The 23,311-nt window shown below is 62.1% G+C and carries 23 protein-coding genes and 2 pseudogenes; 6 read left to right on the top strand and 19 right to left on the bottom strand.

Annotated features, from left to right (window positions below):
- Positions 1-475: 475 nt before the first annotated feature.
- The 5 genes and pseudogenes from M1E02_RS04205 to M1E02_RS04185 form a co-directional block, all read right to left on the bottom strand.
- On the bottom strand, positions 476-1,930 hold the full coding sequence (locus tag M1E02_RS04205) for a hypothetical protein (RefSeq protein WP_479376906.1): 1,455 nt from the start codon (positions 1,928-1,930) through the stop codon (positions 476-478).
- On the bottom strand, positions 1,923-2,897 hold the full coding sequence (locus tag M1E02_RS04200; protein WP_479376905.1) for a hypothetical protein: 975 nt from the start codon (positions 2,895-2,897) through the stop codon (positions 1,923-1,925). The genes M1E02_RS04205 and M1E02_RS04200 overlap by 8 nt, the downstream gene beginning before the upstream one ends.
- 295 nt (positions 2,898-3,192) lie before the next feature.
- Positions 3,193-3,858: an ArsR/SmtB family transcription factor gene (locus M1E02_RS04195; RefSeq protein WP_479376904.1), complete on the bottom strand. Its 666-nt coding sequence runs from the start codon at positions 3,856-3,858 to the stop codon at positions 3,193-3,195.
- A gap of 58 nt (positions 3,859-3,916) precedes the next feature.
- Entirely contained in the window at positions 3,917-5,578 is a 1,662-nt protein-coding gene (locus M1E02_RS04190; protein WP_479376903.1) for a DUF7059 domain-containing protein, read from the bottom strand.
- Positions 5,579-5,685: 107 nt separating this feature from the next.
- Positions 5,686-6,454: pseudogene (locus M1E02_RS04185) on the bottom strand (MerR family transcriptional regulator).
- Between the two features lie 182 nt (positions 6,455-6,636).
- On the opposite strand from M1E02_RS04185, the gene M1E02_RS04180 reads away from it, so the two are divergent.
- The gene (locus M1E02_RS04180) at positions 6,637-7,080 is read left to right on the top strand and encodes a hypothetical protein (RefSeq protein WP_479376902.1); all 444 of its coding nucleotides are present in this window, start codon (positions 6,637-6,639) and stop codon (positions 7,078-7,080) included.
- Positions 7,081-7,162: 82 nt separating this feature from the next.
- Here the strand turns inward: M1E02_RS04180 and M1E02_RS04175 are convergent, their stop codons facing one another.
- Entirely contained in the window at positions 7,163-7,735 is a 573-nt protein-coding gene (locus tag M1E02_RS04175) for a GNAT family N-acetyltransferase (RefSeq protein ID WP_479376901.1), read from the bottom strand.
- Between the two features lie 151 nt (positions 7,736-7,886).
- Between M1E02_RS04175 and M1E02_RS04170 the strand changes: the two genes are divergently transcribed.
- Positions 7,887-8,423 (top strand): hypothetical protein, encoded by a 537-nt coding sequence (locus tag M1E02_RS04170; RefSeq protein WP_479376900.1) that lies wholly within the window; start codon positions 7,887-7,889, stop codon positions 8,421-8,423.
- Positions 8,424-8,527: 104 nt separating this feature from the next.
- Here M1E02_RS04170 and trhO read toward each other — a convergent pair whose 3' ends face one another.
- Positions 8,528-9,421, bottom strand: coding sequence for an oxygen-dependent tRNA uridine(34) hydroxylase TrhO (trhO, locus tag M1E02_RS04165; RefSeq protein ID WP_479376899.1), 894 nt, complete (start codon positions 9,419-9,421; stop codon positions 8,528-8,530).
- A gap of 187 nt (positions 9,422-9,608) precedes the next feature.
- On the opposite strand from trhO, the gene M1E02_RS04160 reads away from it, so the two are divergent.
- Positions 9,609-10,301: a GNAT family N-acetyltransferase gene (locus tag M1E02_RS04160; protein ID WP_479376898.1), complete on the top strand. Its 693-nt coding sequence runs from the start codon at positions 9,609-9,611 to the stop codon at positions 10,299-10,301.
- Positions 10,302-10,468: 167 nt separating this feature from the next.
- Here M1E02_RS04160 and M1E02_RS04155 read toward each other — a convergent pair whose 3' ends face one another.
- From M1E02_RS04155 to M1E02_RS04145, 3 genes are all read right to left on the bottom strand, one after another.
- Positions 10,469-10,618 (bottom strand): hypothetical protein, encoded by a 150-nt coding sequence (locus M1E02_RS04155; protein ID WP_479376897.1) that lies wholly within the window; start codon positions 10,616-10,618, stop codon positions 10,469-10,471.
- 77 nt (positions 10,619-10,695) lie between these two features.
- Positions 10,696-10,965, bottom strand: coding sequence for a hypothetical protein (locus tag M1E02_RS04150; protein ID WP_479376896.1), 270 nt, complete (start codon positions 10,963-10,965; stop codon positions 10,696-10,698).
- A gap of 288 nt (positions 10,966-11,253) precedes the next feature.
- Entirely contained in the window at positions 11,254-11,565 is a 312-nt protein-coding gene (locus tag M1E02_RS04145) for a hypothetical protein (RefSeq protein ID WP_479376895.1), read from the bottom strand.
- Between the two features lie 182 nt (positions 11,566-11,747).
- Between M1E02_RS04145 and M1E02_RS04140 the strand changes: the two genes are divergently transcribed.
- The gene (locus M1E02_RS04140) at positions 11,748-14,132 is read left to right on the top strand and encodes a DEAD/DEAH box helicase (protein ID WP_479376894.1); all 2,385 of its coding nucleotides are present in this window, start codon (positions 11,748-11,750) and stop codon (positions 14,130-14,132) included.
- 93 nt (positions 14,133-14,225) lie between these two features.
- Here the strand turns inward: M1E02_RS04140 and M1E02_RS04135 are convergent, their stop codons facing one another.
- From M1E02_RS04135 to ssd, 7 genes are all read right to left on the bottom strand, one after another.
- A complete protein-coding gene (locus M1E02_RS04135) occupies positions 14,226-14,579 on the bottom strand; it encodes an Rv3654c family TadE-like protein (protein WP_479376893.1) in 354 nt (117 codons plus the stop codon).
- Complete coding sequence (locus M1E02_RS04130) at positions 14,569-14,955, bottom strand: TadE family type IV pilus minor pilin (RefSeq protein ID WP_479376892.1); 387 nt, start codon at positions 14,953-14,955, stop codon at positions 14,569-14,571. Before M1E02_RS04130 ends, M1E02_RS04135 begins: the two co-directional genes overlap by 11 nt.
- On the bottom strand, positions 14,952-15,299 hold the full coding sequence (locus tag M1E02_RS04125; protein WP_479376891.1) for a DUF4244 domain-containing protein: 348 nt from the start codon (positions 15,297-15,299) through the stop codon (positions 14,952-14,954). The genes M1E02_RS04130 and M1E02_RS04125 overlap by 4 nt, the downstream gene beginning before the upstream one ends.
- A gap of 144 nt (positions 15,300-15,443) precedes the next feature.
- Positions 15,444-16,127, bottom strand: coding sequence for a type II secretion system F family protein (locus M1E02_RS04120; RefSeq protein ID WP_479376890.1), 684 nt, complete (start codon positions 16,125-16,127; stop codon positions 15,444-15,446).
- Entirely contained in the window at positions 16,124-16,780 is a 657-nt protein-coding gene (locus tag M1E02_RS04115) for a type II secretion system F family protein (protein WP_479376889.1), read from the bottom strand. The genes M1E02_RS04120 and M1E02_RS04115 overlap by 4 nt, the downstream gene beginning before the upstream one ends.
- Before the next feature lie 218 nt (positions 16,781-16,998).
- Complete coding sequence (locus tag M1E02_RS04110; RefSeq protein ID WP_479376888.1) at positions 16,999-18,261, bottom strand: TadA family conjugal transfer-associated ATPase; 1,263 nt, start codon at positions 18,259-18,261, stop codon at positions 16,999-17,001.
- A complete protein-coding gene (gene ssd, locus M1E02_RS04105; protein WP_479376887.1) occupies positions 18,258-19,526 on the bottom strand; it encodes a septum site-determining protein Ssd in 1,269 nt (422 codons plus the stop codon). The genes M1E02_RS04110 and ssd overlap by 4 nt, the downstream gene beginning before the upstream one ends.
- Positions 19,527-19,726: 200 nt before the next feature.
- Here ssd and M1E02_RS04100 point away from each other — a divergent pair, with 200 nt between their 5' ends.
- Both M1E02_RS04100 and M1E02_RS04095 read left to right on the top strand, forming a co-directional pair.
- Positions 19,727-21,433, top strand: a complete 1,707-nt coding sequence (locus tag M1E02_RS04100) for a bifunctional 3'-5' exonuclease/DNA polymerase (RefSeq protein ID WP_479376886.1) — start codon at positions 19,727-19,729, stop codon at positions 21,431-21,433.
- 154 nt (positions 21,434-21,587) lie between these two features.
- Positions 21,588-21,785, top strand: coding sequence for a YegP family protein (locus M1E02_RS04095; protein ID WP_479376885.1), 198 nt, complete (start codon positions 21,588-21,590; stop codon positions 21,783-21,785).
- 12 nt (positions 21,786-21,797) lie between these two features.
- Here M1E02_RS04095 and M1E02_RS04090 read toward each other — a convergent pair.
- A pseudogene (locus M1E02_RS04090) lies at positions 21,798-22,439 on the bottom strand (NUDIX hydrolase); the annotation flags it as partial.
- On the bottom strand, positions 22,436-23,311 hold the full coding sequence (gene nth / locus M1E02_RS04085; protein ID WP_479376884.1) for an endonuclease III: 876 nt from the start codon (positions 23,309-23,311) through the stop codon (positions 22,436-22,438). The gene nth and the pseudogene M1E02_RS04090, both read right to left, overlap by 4 nt.

Here is a 23,311-nt window from a genome sequence, read left to right as displayed (position 1 = left end):
AGATACCGTAGTTGCCGGTACGCGTGACGGTGATTGTGAACGCTCCTTCGATACTGTTCCAGATGCAGTAAGGGATAGCAGCCTGCAACGAGAAACAAATGTCAGCTGAACTGGCATCCCCCGCCAACAATTTCGCCTCTACCGTTGCACCTGAGACCAATCGTGAGGGCCCCGGGTCTGCTTTCCGTCAAAGGGGCTCCTGGATCCTATCGGCGGGCGGTGCCATTTTCCCGGGCTCACGAAACTCAGCCACGCTTCTCCGCTGCCATGAAGGAAATGTGCCGGGCCCTATAAATCTAGCCGCAGGACTACTCGTCCCACATCAACACGTCCTGCTGCCAGTCGCAAACCACGGGAGTAGCAGTAGCTGCAAGAAGCCCAGGTCTGATGAAGAGTTGGAGTGCCTCAATACATACCTACACCGCTTGGAAGAGATCTGCAGGGCTCAGGACCCGGAAGTTTCGAGTGCAACAAACTAGTCCAGGAAGTAGGCGATAACCTTCAACTCGGAGTCCAGAATTTCGTTTGAAGCCACGCCGACTCCTCGTGCGAGCTCGACTGATCCAAAGAGCGCGGCCTCCACGTCAGGCGAGAAGGCTCGTTCAAGCAATCCGAGAAAGCCGGACATGCCTTGGTCCAACTTCTCTATGAGCTCCTGGTACTCGGCGCTGAGCTGCTCGTCGAGCACGCGCTGCTCGTCGAGATAGCCCTCGATCAGCTCGGCCTCTCGCTTCGAGAGGGACGATTCGACCGCCTTGTACATTAAGGTGCCAACCGTGTTGCCGATAATGGCGCCGAGGACTGGAACTGGGATGAGCGCCTGGCCGGCAAAAGAAGACAGTGCGCTCACTGCGGCTTCCAGGGCGACGAGCTCCGCGTTCTCGATGAACTCCAGCTGGTCGATCTCGCCACAGCGGAGCTTATTCGCCTGCTCTGCGATACCGAAGGCGGCGGTGACGATTGAGCTTGCGACAGCTGCTGACGTGGCGGTGAAATTCGTCAGCGCGTAGATGCTGAGGCCTCGTACTCCGCCTTTGACGAAGCTGAAGCCGGTCTCTCCTGCGATGTCGAGCCAGTCCTGCTCGCTGAACTCTCTGAGCCGCTTGCCTTCCCGACGCTTGGCGACCACTGCGAGCACGAAAGCTGTCCCGCCCTCAATCAGGGCAGCTGCAACTGTGGCCGCAGCTCCTTCTTGCAGGTTTGGCAGGCTCTCCTGATAGGCGTTGTCACGACGAGACTGGTCGGTAGAAAGCAGGGAGGTTTCCTCGGCCGCCATGGTCGACTCGTAAACGCCCCTTTGTACCTCGTGGTACTTGAGCGTTGATGGTTCGAGCGCTTCAAAGCCGATCGATCCCTCTTGGAAGAACGCATCGATCCGTTGCCAGTCCTTGAAGGAGGGGCCGTCGCCGCTGCGCGACAGGAGCTTTCCTGCTTCCTCGGGCGGCATAGAGTACAGCTTCTTGATCACCTCGAAGTGATCAGCGGGGATCTGGTACTTCCCGCCGTTCTGCACGTAGTCGGGATACCTCTGGAGGTGCTCAGTGAGCGCTCCTAGTGAAAAGCCCGCTGCGACGAACTTCTGCTGGATCTCCACGCCGCTGCGGAGCAGGTCCACGGGTCCGTTGTTGTTCACCCATTGGTGGACGGGCTCATGGCCGAGGATCTGTTGCCGGGCATTGCTGATACCGACCTCGGCGATTTCGGCGATGAAGCCGTGCATCCCGTCCTGTCCGCCGCGATTGGCTGTGACGACTTCGAGGTCGATCTTCCTGATAGCTTCATCGATGCTGGTGAGTGCGTTCAGGAGGTTCTCGTCCTGCTGGCGGAATGAGCTCAGTAGGTCGTCAATGCGGAGTTGATTTAGGTAGTTCACCCATGAAGCGGCCGCCTGCTCCTGGTTGCTCCTGATGAGCTTCGGCATGTCAGTCATCAGGTGCGTCCCGCTCGATGCGCCGACTTAGCAGGGCTGCGCACGACTTCGTGTTGTTCACGAGGACTCCCAGCCTCTTTTGTTGGGAATCGGAGAGCGAAAGGAAGTCGGCGCCAAAGTACGGCAGTGCGTCCCGGTAGCAGCTCACCAGCTCTACGCGAAGCGTGGTTGTCATCTGGAGGAGGTCGTCGATCTGTGCATCATCGCTTTTGAGCGTCGCAGAGTTTCGCTTGACTGCAGCAAGCGCCTCCTGCTTTGCCGCCAGATTGTCGAACTTTTTCTTGGCGAACAGCGCGATTGACGCGAGGAGGGTGGCTCCTGCGACCGTCCATCCGATGGGGCCTGCCAGCGCTAATAATGCGCCTCCGGCAGCGGTGCCTCCACCTCCGGCAGCCAAGGCGCCGCCTCCGAGCCAGGCAAGAGCCGCGTTGCTCGCAGCGGCTCCGGAGAGAGCGGAGATAGCGGTACCAGTTGAGGCAGTTCCGAAAGTGGTGGCGACCCACATGGCGGCCGTTGGCGCTACGCTCGCAACTGCAGCTCCCGCGGCAAACCCAGCGCCCGCGCCGGCAGCAGACTGCTGGGCAGCTTCGAGATCCTTCCGGGCGAACTCCTCCGCATCCAGGAACTCGGCTTTGTGGACGCCGATCTCACCGAAGGACGTCTCGAACGACTTTGGGGTGTTGGCGATACTGTTCACCAGCAGCTCGACGAACTCCATCAGGTCCGCTGACCGTTCGCGCTGGCGCAAGAGCGAAAGTCCCTTGTCGCTCATCGCGGCGAAGGCCGCGTTGTACTCCGCTATAGCCTCCTCGTAGGCGTCCGGCGCCTTCGCTGCCATTTTATCGACTGTGTCTTTGGCGGCTTCCTTGACGCTTTCAACCTGCTCGATGATCTGCGTCGACGCACTTCGCAAGGCCTTGCCAATGCCCTCTATGGCCTTGTTCACGTCGACCTGTTCAGCCATCATTATCCCCCAAGTCGATTGCGGTTCGCTTCCGAGAAGAGATTATCTACCGCCGGTGACAAAGTGGACGTTCCGGCTCGCCACATTGCCCTGTGCTCACATCTTAATGTGATGCAGACCGCTGTTATCAGCGAGCATCAGGGCTCGTCGATGAACCAGGCTGCGCCGACCCTGTTCAGATTGCGACCAACAACCGACCACAATTTGAGCCTCCGCAGCAAGCCCGGCTGGTCATTGGCCCACAAATGGGCATCCGGAAAATCCGGTAAATCCCTTTAGGAGGCCGCTCAGGAGAGTGTCAGGAGGCACGCGGCCGGCCGTCAGGAATCATGGACCACAGTGTGGCCATCCGCTCAGCCTGATCCGGGATTCCGGCTGGATCGTCCACCTCATAGTCCCGCAAAAGTTCAAAGATCCTGCCGTTGAGTTCTGCCCGCTGCTCGACTGTCAAATACAGCAGGTTGGTGGCCAGCACCACCGAAGCGGGGGCCGCCGGGGTTTCGGTGCCGGGCTTCGGCTCCTCAAAAGAGGCCTCCGGCCCGGATTGGGACCGGATGGACTCCGCCTTGGACTTGGCGTAAACCCTGGCCCGGCGTCGGAAGGCATCGAGTTCCAGGTCAAGAACCGCGAACTCCGGGTTGGCCAGGCTTCCGCCCGAGTTGATGGTGACATCGGTTCCTGCTGCCCGCCATCGCCTCTCCCGGGCATCCCCGGATGTCTCCGCCGGCACAACTATGCCCCACTTTTGGAGGGCCCGCAGGTGGTAGCTCATGGCGCTTGGCGTCAGGCCGGTTTGGACTGCAAGCTCAGTTGCTGTCCTGCTCATCTGGGTGGAATACAGTTCGGAGATCACTTCAAGCCGGGCGGCGTGCGCAAGTGCACGGATGGCCTTGGGGTCGGTGATTTCCACCTTCTCCATGGCGGCCTGAGCCGAAGGGTCAGACCCCAACGCTGGTGTATTCACTCGTCCAGTCTAGCCAGCAGCTCCTAACCCTGAAATAACTGCTTGACATATCCGTACCTCAGGCGGGCAGCAGAAAACCGTCCCGGACAAGGTTGCCCACTTCGGTGAGGAGAGAGGTACGGAAGGTCCCGGCGTCGAATCCGTCTTCCCCGCCGAGCAACGCAATCAGTGCCCCGATAATCTGTCTGACACTTAGATCGCCGTCGCACGCCGATACAAACCCGGCCAGCTCTGTACTCAGCAAGTTAGTGCGGCGGAGACCGGCTCCCTGGCGGAGCAGGATCACGCCGGGGTGCTCTGCCCCCGGACGTTGGTGCCGTTCTTCAGTGACGTCGTCAGCGACCACAAGATGGGCAGCGGCCAAGTCATTCGCAGCCAGCCAGTCAGAACGTTCGACGGCGGCGCCAAGGTGGGGACCGACAGGGTGTTCTATCGGGTAAGTGATTTCCTCGAACCGTTCGATCTTCCTGCTGGCCGCTTCCGCCGGCAGTCGCAGCCACACCATACCGAAGCCGATTCCGGACACATTCCGGGACGCAAAGTCCTGAAGATAGGCAGAGTAGGCCTCCTGATACTTCCCGCGGTCCCGGCTTTCCGAGGCATCGCGAAGCCACGTTTCCGCATACAGGTCCGGTCCCAACTGCTCACGCTGGATTATCCACACATCAGTGTCCGGGCCGATCCAACTCTGGGGCCTCTCCTCCCAGGACGTACCCGCAGTGATTTCCCAGTTACCCAGCATCTGTACCGTTCCGCCAGGTGAGAGGATTTTCGGCAAACCCCGGATCAGCGATGACACAATCTGGTCACCGGCCAGCCCGCCGTCCCGGTAAGTGAACTGGTTGGGCGCGGATTGGTCCAGACTCCTGGGCGTTATTACGAACGGCGGATTGGAGACCACCAGGTCAAACTCATCGCCCGCCACAGGTTCCAACAGTGATCCCAGCCGCAGTGTCACGCGCTCTTCCAGGTTCGATGGATCCAGATGAAGCGGCCCGGCGTTCAGCAGCAGGTTAAAGCGCGTGAAAGCGAGCGCCCGTTCGGAAATGTCGGTTGCCGTGACGTGCCTGGCATGCTGCAGCAAATGGAAGGTTTGAATGCCGCATCCGGTACCGAGGTCCAGCGCACGGGTCACAGGACGGCGGATGGTTGCTTGAACCAACGTGGTGGACGCCTGGCCGATGCCAAGAACGTGATCGTGCCGCAGGACGCCCGGCCGCTGATGGGCGCCGAGATCGCTCGCCACCCACAGTTCCACACTGCTGGTATCAATTGCGTCATCCTCGGTGGAAATCTGTGCACCACCTTCCCAACCGTAAGGACGCAGATCCACCACCGCGCTCACACCGCCGTCGCCGTGTTGGACCAATCCCAGCGTTACCAGGCCTTCCGTCCGGAGAGTGGGGAACGCGGCGTCGAGCGTTGCCGGCTGCTGCGGCTGGGCGAGGAGAAATAAGCGGACGACGGCGGCCAGCGCGGCTGTAGCATTCTCACCGTGGGCTGCGGACTCTGTGGCGATCAAAGCCGGGATGAGCTGGTCACGGTTCAGCGCCTCGGAGGCCGATTCGCCCAGCAGCCCGGCCACGCCGTCCACCGTGTAGTTGAGGTTCTGCAGATCCGCTGCCAGTGCCTCGAGAAGGCCGGGAATATCGCTACGCGGAGCGTCCGGCGTGTTGCCGGAAATGAATGATGCGGGCGAAAGGGCAGCTGGTTCGGTCACGGGTGCAAGTCTATTCGGAGCCTCCGACAAGACCACGCAGGAGCCATAACAACTCACGGCGGAGATAACCGGGCACGAAGGCGGGTGCTCTCCCTCCCCGGTTATACCTACAGATTCAGCTCAGCGTAGATCCGCAGCGAGTCGCGGACGAATATTGCACCCTCCACGCCCCCGTAGTTGGCCCCGAAACGGGGATCAGCAACATACATTTCCCCGAGTCCGGTCACGTACTCCTTAAGGTCTGCGCTATTGGAGCCGTTGGCCGCAGCCGGAGTGCCCGGAATGTCCGTAAGCCACTCCACATGGCGCTTGGCCAGTTCCTGGGCTGCCGCACTGTCCGGTGCGATACCGGCCTCTGCAGCCGCGATCCAATCGCTGCCGAGCTTCTGCGCGCGCTGTTTCCAGGCGAGCTTTTGGTCCGGGCCCATTCCGCGCCACCAGGCGTCGCCCCTCGCGTAGGCATCCTTACCCCATCGTTCCTCGACTTCGTCCTTGTAGCGGCTGTGGTCAAAGCCATCCAGTATTTCCTCTGCCATGAGATTTTCACCTCCTTCCACTGCCTTGATGGTCCGCCGGACCGATGCTATTTGCCGGGCCAGCCTGTTCTGTTCCTGCTCGAGCCAGCCGAGGTGACCGTTGAGGGCCACCGCGGTTTCCTGCTCACGGTCGAGCACTTTGCGCGATGACCGGTAGCCCAAGACCCAGTTCCCTGAGGAGCAGGATGCGCTGGAGTTGCACCAGGGCCGACTGACTGTAGTAGCGGTACCCGTTGTGGCCTGTTCTACTCGGTTTGAGGACCCCGATGTCGTCATAGTGACGGAGCGTCCGGCTGGTGGTCCCGGCGATTTTTGCGATCTCCTGGATGGACCATTCCATTGCTGCTCCCTTCTTTTCCGGTAACCGTCCGCCATGGTGACTTGCCTGTCCTTCGACTCTAAAGGTTGACGTTGCGTCAACGTCAAGGGATCTTTCACTGGCAATTTACGGTGTGCGCTACCACAGGAGTTGGTGCTGCAGCTGAGCATCGGTCAGTGGAGCGCAACGGGTAAGTTGGGAGTATGTCCCGATCTGAAGTACTGCTGCGACGCGCCTTTGCCGTTGCAGCATTCACCATGCTCACGGCAGGCAGCATCACGGCGTGCGCTCCGGCCGTTTCAATCGAAAATGCTGATGTGCCTGCGTGGAAGGCCACGGCGTTGCCTACTGCCACAGGTGTCGTGCTCGAGGACTCAGGAAAGATTCTGAATCGGCAGGCTTTGACCCAGGAAGCGGCCGACGTTCAGGCCGGGGCCTACACGCTCACCATGACGTGTGAGGGTGGCGGCAAAGCTTTCTTTGCAGTCACTCAGCAGGGCCGGGAAATCGTCGACGCCGGAGCTGCCTGCAACGGAAGCCTCGAGCGGGCAAAGGTGCCGGTGCCTGAAGCGGGGACGCTGCAAATCAGCACATCCAGCGTGGACGCACCTTTGATCTTCGCGTATCAGCTGACGCCCGGGAGCTAGCCTCCCGGAGCTGATCCTCCCGGGGGCTAGCCTGCCCCGGAGCTAATCGGCGCGGAGAGTTAACCCTGCACGGGAACAGAGATCAGCGGAGGGCCAGCCGCATCAACACACGCGGGAAGCCATTGATCATGGAGTCGGTATCGGCGGCCTTGGTGAATCCGGCTTCTTCGAAGAGTTTGCGGGTGCCCACGTAGGCCATTGTAAGGTCAACGCGTTTGCCCTGGTTGTCCACCGGGTAGCCCTCGATGGCGGGCGCGCCGTAGCTGCGGGCGAAGTCCACGGCTCCCTCGAGCAGGTGATGGGAGATTCCCTTGCCGCGATACCCCGGCCGAACGCGGATGCACCAAACTGACCAAACGTCGAGATCGTCCAAGTGGGGAATCTTCCGATTGCGGGCAAAGCTTGTGTCGGCGCGCGGATGGACCCCCGCCCAGCCCACCACCTCGTCGCCGTCGTACGCGAGCACCCCGGGCGGAGGCTCCTGCCCCACGAGCTGTTTGACCAGTTCCGCGCGTTCTGTGCCGCGCAACTCCAGGTTCTGCTTTGAGGGGATGCGGTAGCTCACGCACCAGCAAACGTTCGCGTCGGGCCGCTTGGGTCCAACCATCGTCTTCACGTCCTCAAACTGCCTTGCAGGACGAACCTCGATTGCCACTTGGCGGAATCCTCTCGATTGGTTCCCGGAATCCAACGCAGAAGCCGGCTACTGTGAACGGGCCTCTAGGCCCACCATAGTGGGCAGCTGTAGCGCTGGCACTCCTGCACTGCCTATGGCTTAGCGACTATGCCGGGCCTAAAGTCAGAGTATGCCCAGAGTGCGGGCACCGCGGGCGACGCTCAAGCGCCGGCCGGGCGCCGCCGTCGTCCTTTCCGTTGCCTTGGCAGCCGCGGCAATCACCACTGGCTGTGAGTACGCGTACGACGACGGGCGGCCGCTCATCGCAACCCCCACCCCGACCTTCACGGATGTAAGGCTCCCCCGGGACCCGAGGATGAATGAGCCTGTATCGGGGGACGAACTGGAGCTGTGGGTTGCGTCAGTCCTGCCGGACACGCAGGGGCAGGTCTTCCACACAGGCTTTGGTTCACTCGACCGCCGTGCAATCCACACCGAAAGCACGGGGCAGTTACCCAGTGGCACCTATGCGCTCACGCTGGCGTGCAGAAGCCACTACCGGATGGACTTCGTCATCAGCAACGGAGACGCAGAGTTGATCAATCTGAGCCTGCGGTGCGGAACTGCGCGGGTCAGCGTGATCCAGTTGACGAAGGATTCTGTGCTGTCACTAAAGATGGAAACCGTTCCGGCCGCCAACTACGCCTATATCGTGAGCCGGATCTGAAGTGCCCTTTGGCGGGAAGGCCCCGGGGAAGGGCCGCGGGAAGTCTTAGACAGGAAGACTTGCGGCTAACCGGTCAGATGTCAGGCGGCACAGCCGTTCGGGTTCTAAACGGCACAGCCGTCCGGGCACCGAAGGGTTTCGGGACTTGAGGCGCACTCGGTGCAGTACAGGGTCAACGTGCGGCAACTGAGGTTTGAGCAGTTTTCGAATTTACTGGTGGGGGCCGAGCAGCGTGTGCACTCGCCGATCGTCTTGGCCTCATCGCTGAATTCCAGGTGCATGCGCTTGTCAAAGACGTAGAGCGAGCCCTCCCACAGTCCCTGATCCTTGAAGGTCTCGCCGTAGCGGACGATCCCGCCATCCAGCTGGTAGACCTCTTTGAAGCCACGGTTGACCATGAGGCTGGAGAGGACCTCGCAGCGGATGCCGCCAGTGCAGTACGTTACGATCGGCTTGTCTTTCAGCGCATCGTATTTTCCGGAGTCCAGCTCCTTGATGAAATCATGCGTCGTGGCAACGTCGGGGACTACGGCATCCTTGAATTTTCCGATCTGGGCCTCGAAGGCGTTCCGGCCATCGAAAAACACGACGTCCTCGCCGCTCTGCTTCTTGGCATCAACCAAGTGATGCAGCTCTTCAGGCTTGAGGTGGGTGCCACCGCCCACCACGCCATTTTCATCGACCTTCAATTCGCCAGGTGCGCCGAAGGACACGATTTCGTCGCGGACTTTCACGCTGAGCTTTGGGAAGTCCTCGGAACCGCCGTCGGACCACTTCACATCGACGTCGTGGAAGCCCTTGTACTCACGGGTGGTCTTGACGTACTGCTTCACTGCACCGATTTCACCGCCGACCGTGGCGTTGATGCCGTCCTTCGAGATGATGATGCGCCCGGTCAGCCCCAGCTTCTCGCACAGGGCACGCTGCCAAAGCCGGACGGCGTCAGGGTCCGGGAGAGGGGTAAAGCCGTAGAAAAGCACAATTCGGTTCAAAGCCACGTATTTAAGGGTACTTGGTACAGGAAATCGCCGTTATGTGAGGAGCTCCGTTGCAGGGGTGTTCGGCTACAGGGGTGTACCTTTGCGCCGGATGCGGGGCCCTTGCCCCGGTCACAATTTCATAAGCAAGCCCTTTCTCCTCCACCTACCCCTGTTGCTTGTGACAGCGCTGGAATACCCTCATCACATGACTCCGGACGCCATGGTTGAAGACATCACCCACTTGCTGGAAGTCTGGGTAGCCGGTTGGGCCGGCTGCCGGGGCTACGAGACCCGCAACGAGGGCCGCTTTACCGCGGCGCTCAGAGCTGACGCCAACAGGGACTGGGTCTACTTCGCCCATGATCCCTCCAACGCCGAGTTCGCCGAGTTGGTGTCCAAGGCGGCGGAGTCCCCCACCAGGATCATCACAGTGTTCACCAACGACGCCGCCCGGTACAGTTTCCTCGCGGAGGAGCATGGCCTGAACATCACGTCGGCGTCTCAAACCATGATGTTCGTTGACATGGAGACCCAGGACTCTGAGGACCCTTGGCTCGCTGATGATGACCTCAGGCTCGAGACGTCCCAAACGGACGGCGTGCACCATGCGGTGGTCCGCGGTGGCGATGAAGTGGCCGCCAGCGGCCGTGTCTACGTGGTGGGGAATACTGCTGTTTTCGACCGGATCGTCACTGAACCCGGATACCAGCGCCGCGGGCTGGGCAGCTTCATCATGAAGGCGCTGGCCGCACAGGCCTTTGAGCACGACGTCGAGAATGGACTGTTGCTGGCATCCTTGGACGGGCAGAAGCTGTACTCACACCTGGGCTGGAAAACCATCTGCCACGTCCTGATGATCTCCGCCTCTGACGAAGGTGCAGATCTCTCGGTCGCCTAGCTCCAAAGGCTCAGACGCGGGGGAAGGCCAGCTCCCCGCCGTCGCGGCTGGTTTTCTTTCAGCCGGGATGCTTCTATATTCGTCAAGCGGGGTCTCTGCGGCTTGGCGCCGTATAGCTTTCGCGCAAAATCATAGCTTTCGCGCAAAATCGACTATTGAAGGAGGGGCTAGCCCGCGGGTGCAGTGGCGCCCAGGCCCGGACGGTCCCCACGTTCAAAGATCAGCCTGACCCAGTTATCAGGGTCACCGATAAAAGCACTCAGAGTCTTCCCTGAACCCCGATCCGAGCCGAAAACAGTAAGTGTTTCTCCTTCCACGAATTGAGTATGCAAGACGATATAAGTCCGGTTGTTGGACGCGTTGTCCCTTATGGTCCAAGTACCGTGGCGTTCGGTTAGATGCTTCCAGTCAGCGGCGCAGGAAATTTCTCGTCGTCCGGTGAGTGGAAGACATCGCCTGGCAGGTCCGTGCCCTGGAAGGTGCCGTCTTCGGCGAAGACCAGTGTTGCGGTTTGGCCGTCCGGTCCCCGGCTGATCCATTTGCCATGTACTTCAGCTTCCGTGATTGGTGCTGACTCTGGCCAGCCGCAGCCTGAAACCATAAACACCAAGGCCAGCACTAAGGCAAGGCCCACGAAACCGTTGAACTTCGGTCTGTGACGCATTGCACCTCGGATTCTCATTGGAGCAGCTGTTTGGTTGCGCCCTATTTGGGAGATATCGCTCGCGCCCACAAGTACCCCCAAGGTTAGCTCTGGCGGCTGATAGACCACTCATCTGAGATTCTTACACGCTGAGCATCGAGCGGTGCCATTGAAGCCAGCCCATCAACCGCTGTGGAACATGGTCTTTCAGCCGGACGGATTGGCCGCCCGAACGAGGTAAGTCTGCCCCTGACCAGTCCGGTGATCCGGACGGGATTGCGGTCGGCCCAGACAGAACAGTATTCCTGGTCAATCACGTCGACGTCTTGTCCACTGCGGATGACGGTAGATCGACTTGCGCCGACGCCCTGAGAGACTAAAAATTTCGAGAACGGGGCCAGCCAGGAGACGCCACGGATAAACGTCTGCACGACGCGAGCGATCGTAAATGATCATCAGATCGGTGCCCTCGAGGTAGACATGGCCCGCAATAACGCTGCCGTCAACCGAAGTGAGGGGATCGCCTACGATGATCTCGACTCGGTCGTCGGCGTCTATAAAGTGCAGCAAGGCGGCACGGGCCTCGGGTTGCCAGGCATTCGGCCACGAGATCGACTCCATGGCACGATCCTTCCTCATGCCACGCAATCTCACCGGCATTTGCTACAGAAGAGGCGGTGGTGGAGTTGGCAACTGCCCCTCGAGCATGAAGTCAGCACGTCGACGCCCACCAATCCTCACGAACCTCGCAGAAACCATACGCTTTCGGCCAGCGATTTGAGCCCGGGTGAAACAATGTTTAGGTGAACCCACATGACTCGTTGATCCCGCTTCTGGGCCGGGGCCCGGACCCGGAGCAGCTGCGTCATGTGCACACCATTCCGGCCCGACAAGCCATCCACGAGGCCTGGCCGGAATGGGCTCACCCAGACCTCGTCACTGCCTACGGCTCATTGGGAATCCAGCAGCCTTACCGGCATCAGGTGCTCGCTGCCAGCCTGGCTCATTCCGGCGAACATGTGGTGATAGCCACCGGAACTGCCTCAGGAAAATCGCTGGCGTACCAGCTTCCGGCGCTCGACTCGATCCACCGGTCGGAACTGGAGGTCCTGTCCCAGCCGGGAAAGATCCACGACGACGGCGCCGTGACACTATACCTCTCCCCCACCAAGGCGCTGGCTGCTGACCAGCTTTCCGCTATTCGGGCGCTGAAGCTCCCCACCGTCCGGGCCGAGACATACGACGGCGACACCGATCCCGCCGCCCGGCGCTGGATTCGTGACCATGCCAACTTCATCCTCGCCAATCCGGACATGCTGCACTTCGGCATCCTGCCGAACCACGCCTGGTGGGCCAGCTTCTTCCGGCGGCTCCGCTACGTGATTGTGGATGAGGCCCACAGCTACCGGGGGGTCTTCGGTTCTCACGTGGCCAACCTGATGCGCCGGCTGCGGCGGATCTGTGCCTACTACGCAGGCAACGGATCCCCGGGGCCCGTCTTTATTGCTGCCTCTGCCACAGCCTCCGAACCTGGTGAATCGTTTGGACGTCTCATTGGCGCTCCGGTTCAGGCGGTGTCCGAAGACTCCTCACCGCACGGGTCCACCACGGTGGCCTTCTGGGAACCCGCCTTGATGGAACTCCGGGGCGAAAACGGCGCGCCGGAGCGGCGGACTGCCGTGGCTGAAACAGCAGATCTGCTGGCCAATCTGGTGTCCTCCCATGTCCGTACCATTGCCTTCATCAAGTCCCGCCGTGGAGCGGAAACCATTTCTTCCATCACAAAGCGGCTGCTTGACGAAGTCGATCCCAGCCTTCCGCAACGAGTGGCTGCCTATCGCTCGGGGTACTTGCCCGAGGAGCGGCGCGCATTGGAGAAGGCGCTTCGGTCCGGCGAGCTCCTGGGCGTCTCCAGCACCTCAGCCCTCGAGCTCGGCATCGATATATCCGGCCTCGACGCAGTACTGGTGGCAGGCTGGCCTGGCACCAGGGCTTCTCTGTTCCAGCAGATTGGGCGTGCGGGCCGCACCGGGCAGGACGCCATCGCAGCATTCGTTGCCAGCGACGACCCGCTGGACACTTACCTGGTGAATCACCCTGAAGCCATCTTTGACCTCTCGGTTGAGGCAACTGTTTTTGACCCGTCCAATCCCTACGTCCTTGGTCCCCATCTCTGCGCAGCAGCAGCCGAACTCCCCTTGGGCCACGGGGAACTGGAACTCTTCGGAGACACAGCTGAGAAACTGCTGGACCAGCTGGTTATCCAGGGATACCTGCGAAAACGACCTGCCGGATGGTTCTGGACCCATTCTCAAAGTGCTGCTGCCATGGTGAACCTCAGAGCCGGCGGCGGCGGACCTGTGAGCATCGTGGATGCAGATACCGGCTCCCTGCTGGGCACCATGGACTCGCCGCAGACCCATTACCAGGCCCATACGGGGGCCGTTTACGTTCACCAGGGTGACAGCTACGTGGTGGAGGACCTGAACGAGGACGACCACTGTGTGGTGGTGCGGCGGGCCAACCCGGACTATTACACGACGGCCAGGGATGTAACGCAGATCGAGGTCCTGGAGAGTCAGCGCCACGTCCGGTGGGGGGACATCGGAGTGCACTTCGGCGACGTGAAGGTAACCACCCAGGTTGTCTCCTTCCAGCGCAAGGCACTGATCTCCAACGAGATCCTGGGCGAGGAGCCATTGGAGCTTGGGGCCAGGGAGCTCTTCACCAAAGCAGTTTGGTTTGAGGTGGACAACAGCTCGCTCACTGCCGCGGGCCTCATCGAAGCGCAATTTCCCGGTGCGCTGCATGCAGCAGAGCACGCCGCGATCGGACTTCTGCCGTTGGTGGCATCGAGTGACCGCTGGGATATCGGCGGCGTTTCCACCGCCCTGCATGCCGATACCGGGGTGCCGACCATTTTTGTGTACGACGGGCACCCCGGTGGGGCCGGCTTTGCGGAACGCGGTTTCGATAAGGCCAAGGTGTGGCTGTCAGCAACCCGGGAAGCCATCAAAGCGTGCGAATGCGAGTCGGGTTGCCCGTCCTGTGTGCAGTCCCCCAAATGTGGCAACAAGAACAATCCCCTGGACAAAGCCGCAGCAGTCATCCTGCTGGACGTTTTGCTCCGGGATGCCAGTGAGGCTGCTCGTCTGGAAAAGCTTCAAACCAGCCCCGATCGCAGTTAGTCCCACGAGGCAAGTCCTCCGTCTGAGATCCGTCGGCCGATCCGGGCGCAGATCCTCCACGATGCTGCCTCCCTCCCTTTACCACAGCTCCTCTCACGGCGGTGGTCCGGCTCGAGCATGTCCAGTGGCTGCCCCGACAACAGTCTGAGTCTCCAGCTGGGTGCGGACCTCAACTGTCTGGCCTGTCCCTTGTGCGCAGTCTGTCACCCGCGCGTTGTGCCGTGCCGCGACAGCCGATGCCACCGCACATGGCTCCCCTCCCGTCAGTCCCCGTGCCGCGTCGGCCGCGGCCAGGGCTGCAAGGTCGGCGGCTGAGGCGGCCCTGGACGCCATTACCGCCGACTGTGCAAGCAGCAGCACAAATGCCATCGCCATGATCACCACAAGGCCCAGTGCCGCAGCCAGAACGGTCCCGGAACCACGCTCGCGCTCGGATTCAGGATGCACCGCGGGACTCTCCCCTGGCCGTTCCCTTGGCCGTCAAAGTCCACGGGACCAAGGAAGCCGCTGGCCCGCCGCTCCTTCCTGACACCGTGACACTCAGCCATTCCCCCTCCGTACTGATAGCGGCCGACGCGGAATTGCCTGCCACCTGCCTGACAATGCCCTCAACGGTTCCCGCGTCCTCACCCCTTGCAAGCGCTCTGGCCCCTGCCCTTGCTGCCTCCTCCAGCCTCAACTGGGTGAGACCAGCCGCGGAACCAGCAAGCAACATTCCCAGCAGCAACAACACGGCCGGCAAGGCAACGGCAAACTCGGCCGTTACAGCACCCCGGCACTTCCCCGCGCCAGGGACTCGGAGCATTTCCAAGGCGGGTGTCATGGCAAGGCCAGCGCCGTACGGATGAGATTGAGCAGAAAGCCCCTGACCTCCTCACTGCGGAGAATAAAAACCAACAGACCGGCAAATCCGACGGCGGCCAAGGTGGCGATGGCATATTCCGCCGTCGCCATGCCGGCTTCGGAGCTCCACGAACTCTGCTGGCGAAGGGTGTACCGCCGAAAACCCAGCCGGCGGATGCGACCATGGCGATTGCGAAGACCCGCGACGTTATTGCGGATCTGAGGAGCCACGCTTGCCCCGGGGTAAATCTCGCTGACCCTGGCTTCGGCCTGTTCCGCCTGGGCCGGCTCTGGCTTTTCGGGGGGATGTGCTGTGGTCGACATGATGTGTCCTTCCGTAAATGGGGTGCCGGTTGAAGCACCGGCTGCTTCGACTCTTCCGGCTTGTTCTTGGGCAAATAAGTGACGAAGACCGCTAAGTGGATAACCGTGGAATTGGATCGCTGTGGAGGAAAACTCGGGAGCGCTTCAGCCCGCTGACGGAATCATCGCGAGAAGAACAGGAACCACACCCAGGCAGACGAAGGCAGGCAAAGAGCACAACCCGAGGGGGATAACTAGCCTCACGCCCAGGGCAGCGGCACGTTTTTCGGCACCCCTGAACCGTTCCCTCCTCATGCGGGCGGCCTGGGCATAGAGGATCGACGACGACGGGGCACCGGTGAGCGCCGGAAAGCCCAAGGCATCGCGCAGTTCGAGCATTTCCCGGGATTGCACGGCAGAGCTGCGCCACGCCGTATCCCAGTCCGCTCCGATCGCAAGCGCTGAAACAACCGGGCGGAGGGACAGCGCGTGCTCGGCGGATGAGCAGCCGGCCACAAGCTGAAGTGAGCGGCCAACTCCGGCACCGGCATCCAGCATCGCTCCAATGAGCTCAAGCATCATGGCGGTATCGGCCAGGCCATCCGGGGAGGGGGCAGCACCACTTGGCGGGGACGAGTGGTTTCCCCTCAGAGCATCCCGGTCGCCACTCGAATCGCTCCGGTTTCCTGCTGGGCTGTGCCGATTGCCGCTATGGGCGGTGCCCGCTTCACCAAAGGCAAGAAGCCGAGCCAGCCGTCTCCTCACCGACTCCGGCCCGGCCAATGCCACTAGAGCGGCTATGGCAGCCAACCCCGCGGCCACAGCAGCTGGAAGGAAATCAACGGTCATGGCATCCCTGCCGCGTGCTGGACCAGGCGGGCGGACCATGCACGTCCTGCCACTGTCAGGATTATGCCGGCAACCAAGGCGGCGATTCCGTAGGGCGTCCCCACAAGGATCTTCAGCGGGTCTACTCCCAGTGCCGTGCCCAGGGCGAATCCCAGGAAAGGCAGCCAGGTCAGCAGCTTCACGGTGGCCTTTGGCCCGGCCAACGCCGTTTGCCGTGCCGCATCAGCATCATCCTCCGCTTCCAGCTGCGCCGCGAATCGGGTGAGGATGTCCGCCAATGGACATCCGCTGGCTTCGGCAATGTCAAAGCAAGCGGCGAGTTCTCCCCAGATCCGGCGGTTCCGCGACCTCCTGGGGTATGCGCTTGTTGTAGCTGATCGGATAGCCTCCGAGACAGGTGACCCCCGGAGAGAAGCTGCCCGTGCTGCTGCCAGGACGAGTTGAAAAGCGGAGCCAGAGGCGTCTCCCTGATGCCGGCTGGACCCACCACGACGGGCCTGCGAAGCGCCACTGGGCCTGCCCGCCGGAGGAGAGGCGTCAGCGGGGAGCCCGGATGATTCTGCCGGATAAAGAGTTGCGAGCTCCTCCCATAACCGGGAGGGAGTACGCCCGCCCTTTAGCAAGGCAGCAAGCTGCTGTACTACCACGGTCATGTGATGTGACTCTTCGATGCGGTTCCTTTTCCAAAAGGAGACACTTCGCCCTGGAGACACACCGGCAGCAGCTGGTCCGGGAAACCCTGAATCGGCACGGCTGCTCCCGTGCTGTCTACCGCCGGTGGGGAGTGTGAGCCCGAGGCGATACGCCGGGGATCGACCAGGACGAATGATGAGCCAGAGCGCGACTCCAAGGGCAACCGCCATCACCAAGCTCACGCCGATTCCCTCCCCGGCCCAACTGCACACCCCGGGTCGAGTCCCAAGCGATTCGCAAGTCGGGGCCACGCCGGCCCCTGACAGAGTTCACCAGCACTGTTCTCCAGCGCTGTGGAAACGGTCAGCCCTTCCCCGGCATCCTCAATAAGACCGATGCATGCCAGGTGCCGGCCATTGCCTGATCTTTCAACATGGACCACAACGTCCAAGGCGCTGGCAGCCTGCAGGCTCACGGCATTCTGGGTTAAACCCGCGAGCGCGCCGAGGGCGGTAAGCCGTGCAGGAACGGCTGCCGCGGCGTTGGCGTGAATTGTTCCGCCTCCCCCGGTGTGGCCGGTATTCATTGCCGTGAGGAGCTCACGCACCTCAGCTCCCCGGCACTCCCCTACCACCAGGCGGTCAGGCCGCATCCGCAGCGCCTGCCGCACCAGTTCGCCAAGATCGACGGCGCCGCCGCCTTCCACGTTCCCGTGCCTTGACTCCAGGCACACCACATGGGGATGCACTGGATTGAGCTCCGAAGCGTCCTCGATCAGAACCAGCCGTTCGTTTGGATGGCATAAGCCCAGCAGCGTTGAAAGGAGCGTGGTTTTCCCTGACCCCGTGGCACCGCTGATCAGAAAACTCAACCGGTGCGAAACCATGCGTTCCAGCACCTGCTGGCCGAGAGGCCCGAACATCCCGCCATCCCTGAGTTCGTCGAGGGAGAACACCTGATCGCGCCGGATCCGCACGGATAACAGAGTTCCGAGAGTGGAGATCGGAGGAAGAACGGCGTGGACGCGATAACCGCCGTCGAGCCTGACGTCCACGCAGGGAGAACCGTCATCCAGCCGGCGCCCGCCGGCGGCGACGAGCCTCGTTGCAAGGGCCCGTACCTGGGCCTCATTGACGAAGGTGACGGGAGCCCGCTCAAGGCCCTTGCCGCGGTCCAGCCAGACGGCGTCCGGTGCGTTCACGAAGATGTCAGTCACGGCCGGGTCCCGGACCAGGGCCTGCAGTGGCCCGAGTCCGTTGAGCTCCGCGCTGATGCTCTCCACAGCGGCCAGGGAACCGGCAGTGCCCAGCAGCCGCCCAGAAGCCTGGACTGCCGATGCCACCCGCAACGGCGTAACCGGTCCGGCGTCAGCCATGACTGATTCACGGACGGATTCAAGCAGGCGGGCATCGACTGATCGGCCTTGCCTGCGCCGGGTGAGGCCGGGATCCGAGGGTGCGGGGGCAAAAGGGAGGCCGGGCAGGTTTCGACGGGCGTTCATGCACCCTCCTCGTCGAAAAGCTCCAGAACAGAAGACACGAAGCGGCGGACGTTCCTTCTTTGCCCCACTTCCAGCAACCGACCCTGCTCAGCAGCCCCCGCCGTTCCCCTCACCTCTGGTAACACGGCTTGCAGGGGCAGGCCCACTGAATCCGCTATCAGGCCGGCGTCCAGGGCAGCCCCCGGCTTGCCCCGCACCACCAACGACGTTTCCACCGGGGGAAGCTCCTGGAGGATCCTTGCTGTGGCGACGGCGGCTTTGAGCTGGGCAGGCACCACCAGCAGAAGCCGATCGCAATCCCAGGCGAAGTTCCGGAGCGGCTCTGTGCCCCTTCCGATGTCCACCACGACAAGTTCGTAGCCTCTTCTGGCGGCGTCGAGGACTCCGGCGACTGTGCTGGGCTCCACAACTGCAGAGCGGTCCCGGCTGCCGGGCCAGGAAAGAAAGGAAAATCCTCCGGCGACTGGTAAGGCATCGGCAAGTTGTTCCGGATTTATGCTGCCGCGTGCGTCCGCGAGGTCAGGCCAGCGCAACCCCGCCGTTTCCTCCGCTGCAAGCGCGAGTTCAAGGCCTCCTCCCCAGGAATCGCCATCCACCAGAAGCACCCGGGCTCCGAGGCCTGCTGCGGCCTGCGCTATCCAGATGGCTGCCGTCGTGGCACCTGCCCCACCGCAGCCACCGGTCACGCCGACCACCAAGCCTCCTGCTTCTGGGGAATCGGCCCGGCTCAAATACTCAGCAAGCCATGTGGCCGCATCCGGCAGCACAGCTACACGCTCCGCACCCAGGGCGGCGGCAAGGTGCCACAGACTGTCGCCTTCGCCGCTGAGTCCCACCAGTACTGCAGGGGCACGTCGCCTCGGAGGAAGCTCCCGGACATCGCTGCCTACCAGCACAGCTGCGGCCGAGTCCCAGAAGGATGCAGCCTCGGTGGCGTCGGCAACCACCCGCAATTCTCCGCCTGCGGCGGCCACGATTCGCTCCACCTCTGACCGGAGAACGTCGAACCCCGTAACGAGTAATGTCTCCGTTGCCTCGTCAGGGAGCCAGAGTTCCGCCGAGCGGGGTGGCCTCCGCGTTCCTTCACGAAACCGTGCTCCCCTGCCGAACCGTGAATACGCCGGCGTGGTTATCGGTCCCGGAGGGCTTGCCGCCAACGGGATGGGCACTCCTGCGCCGCCTGTCAGGCCTGCCGAGGTGGATGGTGCTGCCGCGGCGGAAGGTGGATCGGTCTGTCGAGGGTGCTTCAGGTGGTGCCTGCTCATATGGCTAGAGTGCAGGGGCTGGACGCATCGTGTAAGGCAGCGATGAGGCTATGTGGACAACTCACGGTAGTGGCGGCTTCCCCCAGGCTCAGCCCCAACGCCCAAAGCAAAGCCCACCAGCAAAAGCATCCGGACACACAACGTCCTCAATAGAACCCGTTCTGTAAGGGACGCCCGGCACCACAAGGCAGAATTGAAGCATGTATCTGCTGCTTGCCGCCCACGCCGACGGCGCAGCCCTTCAGGAACTCAGCCCGGCTGGCGAACCGGCCCCTGCCAGCCCGGAACCGCGCGTGATAGCGCTCGGCGAGCTACCCGACGTCGTGCGTGAACTGGAAAACCGCCGCCCCCGCTGGATCTGGCACCGTACGCAGGACTGGTACCCCCGCTTTCTGCGTTCCGGCATTGAGCTGGAGCGGTGCTACGACCTCAGTCTCTGCGGTGCGATCCTGGCTCATTCGGAGTTCACTGCCCATACCGAGTATGCCCGGACCGCCGAGAAGCTCGTTCAGGACGATGACCTTCAGGGACCACCCGTAGGGCTCCGCCCGCCTCCCCCGCCCAAGGAACAAGGGGCGCTGTTCGAACACGCCGGACCGGCCACCGGCGCCCGGCTCTCCCTTGAGCACCTCCGCAGTGAATTCGCCGCGCAGCAAAAAGCACTCAACGGTGCCAGTACCGACGGGAATAGGAGGCAGCGCCTGCAACTGCTCCTCGCCGCGGAGTCGGCCGGCTCCATGATTGCTGCCGAGATGCAGCACACCGGTGTGCCCTGGCGGGAAGAACTGCAGGAGAAAATCCTGGTGGACTATCTGGGTCCCCGCCCGGCGAACGGCCAGCGCCCAGCCAAACTTGAAACACTCACCGTTAAGCTCAGAAACCTGCTAAATTCACCCGCCCTGAACCTGGATTCACCCCAGGACCTCATGCGTGCGCTCCACCGAAACGGGATCGAGGTCAAGACCACCAGGCAATGGGAGCTGAAGCAGTCCACCCATCCTGCGATCCTCCCACTGCTTGAATACAAGAAACTCTCCCGCCTCCACACAGCTAACGGTTGGGCATGGTTGGATGCCTGGGTGGATGCCGGCCGCTTCCGGCCTGAGTATGTGGTGGGTGGAGTGGTTTCCGGCCGCTGGGCATCTCGTGGCGGCGGTGCACTGCAGATTCCGCACCAGATCCGGGGAGCCGTTCATGCCGATCCTGGCCATAAGCTCATCGTGGCGGACGCCTCACAGCTGGAACCCCGGGTGTTGGTGGCACTTTCCCAGGACACCGTTATGGCCGAGGCCGCCAAGGACAAGGACCTCTACGCGGCCGTCGCAGCACAGGGTTTTGGCGGCGACCGGGCAAAGGCGAAAATCGCCATGCTTGGTGCCATGTATGGCGCGACTTCGGGTGAATCCGGAAGGCTTATGCCGCAGCTCACCAAGACCTATCCCCGTGCCGTTGGCCTCGTGGAGGGGGCAGCCCGCGATGGAGAAGCGGGGAAAACGGTGACGTCACGGTTGGGCCGGAGCAGCCCGCCACCTTCGGAGAGGTGGCTCCAGAGCCAGCGGACCGCGACGGCCGAGGAACAGCGCAGGGCCGACTCGATAGCCAGGTCCCGCGGCCGCTTCACCCGCAACTTTGTGGTCCAGGGCTCTGCAGCCGATTGGGCGGCGTGCTGGCTGGCAGAATTACGACGCCGGCTGCGCACTTTGCGTTCCAACGGCTCACCTGCCGGGGAGCTCGTGTTCTTCCTCCACGACGAGGTGATGGTGCACAGCCCCGATAACGCGGTTGAGGCAAGCATCGCTGCCATCGAGGAGGCGGCAAGCGCAGCCAAGGAACTGCTGTTTGGGCGGATACCGGTCGAATTTCCCATCAGCATTGCTGTAACCGATTCCTATGACAAAGCCAAGTAGTCACTAGACACTTTCTGTCACTTACCCGCCAGTAGCGTTGAACAGCTTGAGACAGCAAGGGTACTGTCGACTGAGGTCGGTTTGCCGAAGGGGCTAAGCCGATCAGCACCATGCGTTACTCGGGGGAAGCATTTGCAAGGGGGAAACAACAGCTATGGCTGGAAGATTTGAAATAGTCAAAGAAGCACACGAGTCATTCCATTTCCGGCTCACTGCAGAGGACGGATCTGTGGTGGCGGTATCGCCGGCCTTCAAGACACTCAAGGGAGTGGTTGCGGGTATCACAGCGGTCAGGGAGAACGCAGCAACGGGACTGATTGTTGATTGCTCCGCACCGAAGGCCTCTGGCTAGAAGGGGCCGTTCAGGGTTCGACCACCCCAGCTGGTCGAACAGCTGGTTAAGGATAAGCCCGGTGAAGCCCCACACAACCACGCCATTTACCGTGAACGCCGGGCTTTGGAAAGTTTCGCCTCGCCTGGTCACGGTTGCCATCCGCCGGTTTTCCGGATCCAGTAAGTCACTGACCGGGATCCTGAAGACCTGCGACGATTCTGCGTAGTCAACCACCCGCACCGGGGATGGTGATGCCCACCAGGCCAGGACAGGCGTCACCAGGAAGTTGCCCCGCGGGAGTGCGAGTTCCGGCATGACCCCAAGGACTTCCACTCCCGCGCTGTCCAGGCCTGTCTCTTCCTCGGCCTCCCGCAGGGCGGCGTCGACCGGAGTTTCACCGGAATCGATGCCTCCTCCTGGAAACGCGACCTGGCCCGGGTGGTCAACCAGTGTGTTGGCGCGCTGCAACAACAGGACGTCAAGATGAGCCGGAGCCAGATTCTTTTCAGAGGCAGCGGGAACGTTGTCCAGAACGCCGAAGAGCATCAGGACCGCGGCTTTGCGCACCACAGAGGGGTCAACGGAAAGCTCGCGCCAGCGTGGATCCGGGGCCGGTCCGGCACCGGATTTGATGGCCGCGACGAGGTCAAGGAGATCCTGCCTGGCTGTCACTGCGGCCTCTTCTGGGATTCCATCCGGATCTCGGCCGCCCGGTGGGTTTCGGCGCGCAGACGGGCCAGCAGCTCCTCTTTTCCAGGCGCCAATTCATACTTCAGCAGCTTGGCCGCTTTCTGCGGATCCGTCTCCCCCATGCCATAGCTGGGGCACCAGTTAGCCACGGCACAAGCCCCGCACGCCGGTTTCTTGGCATGGCAAACGCGCCGGCCATGGAATACCACGCGGTGGGAAAGCATGGTCCAGTCACGGGGCTCGAAAAGTTCAGCGACATCCGATTCCACCTTCACCGGATCATCCGAGGTGGTCCAGCCGAAGCGGCGGGCCAGTCGCCCGAAATGGGTATCAACGGTGATCCCCGGAATACCAAACGCATTACCAAGCACAACGTTGGCCGTCTTCCGCCCCACCCCGGGGAGGGTGACGAGGTCTTCAAGCCGGCCGGGCACAACGCCGTCGTACTCATCTACCAGCCGGGTGGACAACGCGAGGAGGCTCCGTGTCTTGGCGCGGAAGAACCCGGTGGGCTTGATCAGGGTTTCGAGGTCCTCCACCGGGGCTTCAGCCATGCTGCGGGGATCAGGGTACCGGGCGAACAGGACCGGTGTGACCTGGTTGACGGTGACATCGGTGGTCTGGGCGGAGAGGACAGTGGCCACCAACAGCTCAAAAGGGTTGCGGAAGTCCAGCTCAGCGTGGGCATAGGGGTAGACCGCCGCCAACTCCTTGTTGATCCTGCGGGCGCGCCGTTTCTGCGCCAACAGGGATTCGACCGGCCTCACCGACGTCGCGCCGCGGCGCGGCCTGGCCCCCTGCTTTTTCTCAGCAGGGGGCTCAGCTTCTGACTGCTGGCCGGGATCCAGGTCCAT

The organism is Arthrobacter sp. Z5-13 (assembly GCF_056499105.1).
The sequence above is the reverse complement of the archived record's forward strand: the minus strand, read 5'-3'. Positions and strand labels throughout refer to the sequence as shown.

Bases quoted from the DNA above. Each gene is read 5' to 3' on its own strand.
- M1E02_RS04205 (WP_479376906.1), bottom strand. From the start codon at position 1,930: ATGACTGACATGCCGAAGCTCATCAGGAGCAACCAGGAGCAGGCGGCC.
- M1E02_RS04200 (WP_479376905.1), bottom strand. From the start codon at position 2,897: ATGATGGCTGAACAGGTCGACGTGAACAAGGCCATAGAGGGCATTGGC.
- M1E02_RS04180 (WP_479376902.1), top strand. From the start codon at position 6,637: ATGTCCCGATCTGAAGTACTGCTGCGACGCGCCTTTGCCGTTGCAGCA.
- M1E02_RS04170 (WP_479376900.1), top strand. From the start codon at position 7,887: ATGCCCAGAGTGCGGGCACCGCGGGCGACGCTCAAGCGCCGGCCGGGC.
- M1E02_RS04160 (WP_479376898.1), top strand. From the start codon at position 9,609: ATGACTCCGGACGCCATGGTTGAAGACATCACCCACTTGCTGGAAGTC.
- M1E02_RS04150 (WP_479376896.1), bottom strand. From the start codon at position 10,965: ATGCGTCACAGACCGAAGTTCAACGGTTTCGTGGGCCTTGCCTTAGTG.
- M1E02_RS04145 (WP_479376895.1), bottom strand. From the start codon at position 11,565: ATGGAGTCGATCTCGTGGCCGAATGCCTGGCAACCCGAGGCCCGTGCC.
- M1E02_RS04130 (WP_479376892.1), bottom strand. From the start codon at position 14,955: ATGACACCCGCCTTGGAAATGCTCCGAGTCCCTGGCGCGGGGAAGTGC.
- M1E02_RS04125 (WP_479376891.1), bottom strand. From the start codon at position 15,299: ATGTCGACCACAGCACATCCCCCCGAAAAGCCAGAGCCGGCCCAGGCG.
- M1E02_RS04120 (WP_479376890.1), bottom strand. From the start codon at position 16,127: ATGACCGTTGATTTCCTTCCAGCTGCTGTGGCCGCGGGGTTGGCTGCC.
- M1E02_RS04115 (WP_479376889.1), bottom strand. From the start codon at position 16,780: ATGACCGTGGTAGTACAGCAGCTTGCTGCCTTGCTAAAGGGCGGGCGT.
- M1E02_RS04110 (WP_479376888.1), bottom strand. From the start codon at position 18,261: ATGAACGCCCGTCGAAACCTGCCCGGCCTCCCTTTTGCCCCCGCACCC.
- ssd (WP_479376887.1), bottom strand. From the start codon at position 19,526: ATGAGCAGGCACCACCTGAAGCACCCTCGACAGACCGATCCACCTTCC.
- M1E02_RS04100 (WP_479376886.1), top strand. From the start codon at position 19,727: ATGTATCTGCTGCTTGCCGCCCACGCCGACGGCGCAGCCCTTCAGGAA.
- M1E02_RS04095 (WP_479376885.1), top strand. From the start codon at position 21,588: ATGGCTGGAAGATTTGAAATAGTCAAAGAAGCACACGAGTCATTCCAT.
- nth (WP_479376884.1), bottom strand. From the start codon at position 23,311: ATGGACCTGGATCCCGGCCAGCAGTCAGAAGCTGAGCCCCCTGCTGAG.